This is a genomic window from Kitasatospora sp. NPDC036755 (assembly GCF_040636595.1).
Lineage (GTDB): Bacteria > Actinomycetota > Actinomycetes > Streptomycetales > Streptomycetaceae > Kitasatospora.
Genome location: NZ_JBEZUT010000524.1, coordinates 1 through 3,964, shown reverse-complemented (window position 1 = coordinate 3,964; position 3,964 = coordinate 1). Strand labels below are relative to the sequence as shown.

General features: G+C 71.0%; 4 protein-coding genes. All 4 read left to right on the top strand.

The features are described from left to right. Positions 1 to 168: 168 nt before the first annotated feature. The 4 genes from AB0E96_RS39225 to AB0E96_RS39210 all read left to right on the top strand — a co-directional run bounded on the left by AB0E96_RS39225 (position 169) and on the right by AB0E96_RS39210 (position 3,757). Positions 169 to 504, top strand: a complete 336-nt coding sequence (locus tag AB0E96_RS39225) for a hypothetical protein (protein WP_359831348.1) — start codon at positions 169 to 171, stop codon at positions 502 to 504. 35 nt (positions 505 to 539) lie between these two features. Beyond that, complete coding sequence (locus AB0E96_RS39220) at positions 540 to 863, top strand: WXG100 family type VII secretion target (RefSeq protein ID WP_359831346.1); 324 nt, start codon at positions 540 to 542, stop codon at positions 861 to 863. Positions 864 to 882: 19 nt separating this feature from the next. Next, the gene (locus AB0E96_RS39215; RefSeq protein WP_359831344.1) at positions 883 to 1,251 is read left to right on the top strand and encodes a hypothetical protein; all 369 of its coding nucleotides are present in this window, start codon (positions 883 to 885) and stop codon (positions 1,249 to 1,251) included. A 100-nt stretch (positions 1,252 to 1,351) separates the two neighbouring features. Then, positions 1,352 to 3,757, top strand: a complete 2,406-nt coding sequence (locus AB0E96_RS39210) for a hypothetical protein (RefSeq protein WP_359831342.1) — start codon at positions 1,352 to 1,354, stop codon at positions 3,755 to 3,757. Positions 3,758 to 3,964: the final 207 nt, after the last annotated feature.

The window sequence follows — 3,964 nt, the reverse complement described above, 5'->3', positions numbered from 1 at the left end:
AGCCGTTCCACCCGCGGGCGGGGCGACGGTGGCGGCGATCCCCGCCGGGGCGGCCGCCGCGGTCCCCGCCGCGGCCGCCTCCACGTGCGACTGAACCATCGTCCCCGGCAACACCGTTGAGTCGATCGGAGCCGCGCGCGTCCGCGGGCGGCGGGAAAGGAGAATCAGGTGGGCACACCGGCGAATCTGACGAAGCAGGACGCGGCGATCCGCAACGCCCTCGACAGCATGCGGGCGCACATCGACGACATGATCAACTCAGGTCGTACGGTCGAGCGGATCAAGGAGGAGATCGCCGCCGGCTACTTCTCCGGTGCCAGTTCCGCCTTCCAGGGCAAGCTCGACGACTGGCAGACGCGCTACCACCAGGTGATCGGCGCGTTCGAGAAGTTCGTGGAGTCCACCCAGGGCGCCGACACGATCATCAACAGGGCCGAGGACGAGGCGCTGTCGATCGCCAACCGGCAGGAGCAGGACCGGATCGAGCAGGCGCTCTACCGCTGACGCGGTAGCGGTACACGACGAAGAAGGGAGCGGACATGCCGCTGCAGCACCACATGGACGACTACTCGGGGACGATCCACCTCCACCACGAGACCGTCGCCCAGGCCGTCGCCGACCTGCGCAAGTCGGGCAAGGACATGAGCGACGGCCTCACCGAGCTGATCGGCAAGCTGACCGCGCTGACCGCGGACGGTGCCTTCCAGGGCGCGGCCGCCGGGGCGTTCGAAGAGCTCAAGGTCCAGGTGAACAACAACCAGACGGCGATGAACCAGGACATCGACTTCGCTGCGAACACCCTCGCGACGATGCACGAGATCATGAGCGACTCGGACCTGAGCGCCAAGAAGCAGTTCGGCTGACGGGGAAGGGGGTCCGCGCATGAGCGGGGACACCATCGAGATCACGACCGCCTTCCTGCAAGGCCGTCTCAAGGGCCTGCAGGACCTCGAGACGAGGGTGAACATCGCGAAGAACGGCTGGATCGGGAAGGTGCCGCCCGCGCTGAAGGCGGGCCAGGACGTGTTCCCGCCCGCCAAGGCGCTGAAGCTGGCCTACCTCGACTACGCGAAGAGCGTGGTGGAGGGTATGGAAACCGTCCGCCTGACGGTCCACGACATCGCCCAGGACCTGCTGAAAGCCGGGCGCACGTTGCACCAGGGGAACGAGGAGGCCCTGTCGGAGGCCCAGATGCTGGAGGTCCTCCACGACGTGCTCAGCGGCGTCGCCCCGAAGACCACGCTGCCCTGACACCAGGAGCTCGCGGCGTCGGCGCCGGAGGGTCGCGGCCCTCCGGCGCCGACGCCACGTCGTCGTCCGAGAACCGCTCCATCCCGCCCGGAGGAAGACCATGCCCGAGAACAAGACGAGCTACACCTGGGAACAGATGCTGAAGGTGTTCGCCGCGACGGACCAGAGCGACGGCCTCCCCCAGCGGGGCGAGGTGACCGGAACCGAGTGGATCCAGGCCCGCTACCTGTTCACGGACAGCAAGGCCAACAACGACAAGCGCAAGGTCCAGAACGGCATCTCCAAGGGCGACGCCGGATACGACATGTGGGCCGAGTGGGTGTACCAGGTCGTGGGCGGCGGAACCTACAGCACGATCCTGGGCGTGACCTGCAACTGGCCGTTCTGGAACGGCAAGGAGGGCAGCGACACGCAGAGCCCCTGGGGCAGGTTCAACTCCAGCCCGGGGAAGATCCTCGGCCCGTCCATCTGGGGCAGCTGCTCCGGCAACGAGGCCACGGCACCCCCGACGCTCTGGGACGCCGCCCAGGCGATCTTCGACGCCGACAAGTACTTCGTGGACGAGCGGCCCACCCTGCACAAGTGGTTCACCGACGTGGGCGGCTCGGACAGCGAGTTCCAGGGCAGTGCCGCCGGCCGGTTCAAGGAGGTGATGTACGGCCTGGAGGGCGAGTTCATCGCGATGCACTACGGGCTCAGCGGTGACCTCAAGGCGTACAACGACCTGCCCGAGAAGGGTTCCGAGGCCGCTCCCAAGATCGAGTACGTGGACAGCCCCGTCGGCAAGGCCCTGAAGGCCGCCGGGGACGCCCTGAAGCTGCAGCAGCAGAACATGTACTACCAGGGCTTCGAGGTCTGGACGGGCAAGTCCGACCTGGTGACCTCCGGTGCGAAGAACGAGCACGACGAGCACTGGCAGTACACCGACGGCTCGGGCGGCGGCAGCTTCTCCAACCCGTACGTGTGCGTGCACTACGCGTTCACGGAGCTGGTCAAGGACCTCACCGCCGTCCTCACCCTCACCCCGACCGGCTCCGACGACGGGAGCGTCACCGCTGAAGCCACGGTCTCGGGCGGCGGGACCACCCTGTCGACCAACGACAAGGGCGTCGACAAGGGCGCCCTGGACGCTTTCGTCGCGAAGCTGGACGCCAAGGCGAAGGAGCGGTGGACCAGCTGGGTCGTCGAGAAGCTCGACAAGGCCGCGACCGACGCGGGGAACGAGCTGGAGACCGCCTACAACGCGGCGAGCGCGCTCCTGCTGCCGATGGGGAAGGTCGGGATGGACCTGCCCAAGGACAAGGTCGACCCCCCGAAGACCCCCGACGGCAAGGACGGCCCGGGTGGTGACGGCTCGAAGACCGACGTCAAGGGCCCCCCGGACATCGGCGGGACCGGGGGCGGCGCGGGCGGCGGCGCGGGCGGCGGGATCGGGGGCATCGGCGGCACGGGCGGCGGCACCGGCGGCAAGGGCGGGAACACCGGGGGCATCGGCGGGATCGGAGGGATCGGCGGGACCGGTGGCGGCGGCACGACCGGTATGGTCCCGCTGTTGGACAAGGACGGCAAACCGCTCCTCGACAAGGACGGCAAGCCGCAGATGGTCCCGCCCGGCACCCGGGTCAACGACAAGGGCCAGCTGGTCGACAAGGACGGCAAGCCCCTGCTGGACAAGGACGGCAAGCCCCGGACGGTGCCGCCGGGCACCGTGGTGGGCGGGCCCGGAACGGGTTCCAACGGCTCCACCGGGTCGGGCAACACGGGCATCGGCTCGGGCACGCCGTTCAAGGTGCCGCCGGGTTCGAAGAAGAACGACGACGGGACGGTCACCGCCCCCGACGGCACGCTGGTGAAGGACTCCAACGGCAACCCGGTGGTGCTCGGCAAGGACCGGACCATCGCCGAGGACGGCACCGTCCGGGACGCGAACGGGCGGCCGGTCTCCCAGTTCGAACAGCTGCTCACGGACGAGGAGCACGCCCTCGCCCAGCGGACCGGGGACATCCGCACCGGTGGCGGCGGGAGCAGCTGGAGCGGCTGGCCCGGATCGATCGGCGGGAGCGGGGTCTCCTTCGGCTCGGGCGGCTCCGGTACCTCCGGGTCCGACCTGTTCGGCGAGCGGCTGGGCAGCGGCGCGGGCTCCGGTCCGAAGACCGTCGGCGGGGTCGCCTCCGGCCCCGCGAACCTCGGCGTCGGCGGACGGCTGGCCTCGGCCATGGGTGTCACGCCGACGGCCCAGTCGGCCGCCGAGGAGGCGGCCGCGGGCCGCGCCGCCGCGGGCCGGAGCGCCGTCGCCGGCGCCGCCGAGGAGGCCCAGCTGGCGGGCCGGGGCATCAACACCACCGGCGGCATGACCGGCCCGATGATGCCGCCGATGGGAGCCGGGGCCGGGGCCGGTGCGCCCGGCCAGGGCGAGAAGGAGCGGCAGCGCACCACCTGGCTCTCCGAGGACGAGGAGGTCTGGGGCACCGACTCGGGCGCGGTGACGGGCGTCATCGGCCGCTGACGAGCCGAGCGGTTCGACGCCGGCCCGGTCCGGCCGGCGTCGAACCGCGGGCCCTGCCCCGTCCGTAGAGAGAACCGTACGGCCCCACGAGCCGTCGCGGGCCCGGGCCCCACCCCCCGGGCCCGGGGGGGGGGGGAACGGGCACACCGGGGGGACCGGCGGGGGTCCCCCCGGGCCCCCCCCCCAACCCCTGCCCACCCCCCACAA

What these genes read in the sequence shown, in the direction of transcription:
- AB0E96_RS39220 (WP_359831346.1), top strand. Translation starts at nt 540, where the DNA reads ATGCCGCTGCAGCACCACATGGACGACTACTCGGGGACGATCCACCTC.
- AB0E96_RS39215 (WP_359831344.1), top strand. Translation starts at nt 883, where the DNA reads ATGAGCGGGGACACCATCGAGATCACGACCGCCTTCCTGCAAGGCCGT.
- AB0E96_RS39210 (WP_359831342.1), top strand. Translation starts at nt 1,352, where the DNA reads ATGCCCGAGAACAAGACGAGCTACACCTGGGAACAGATGCTGAAGGTG.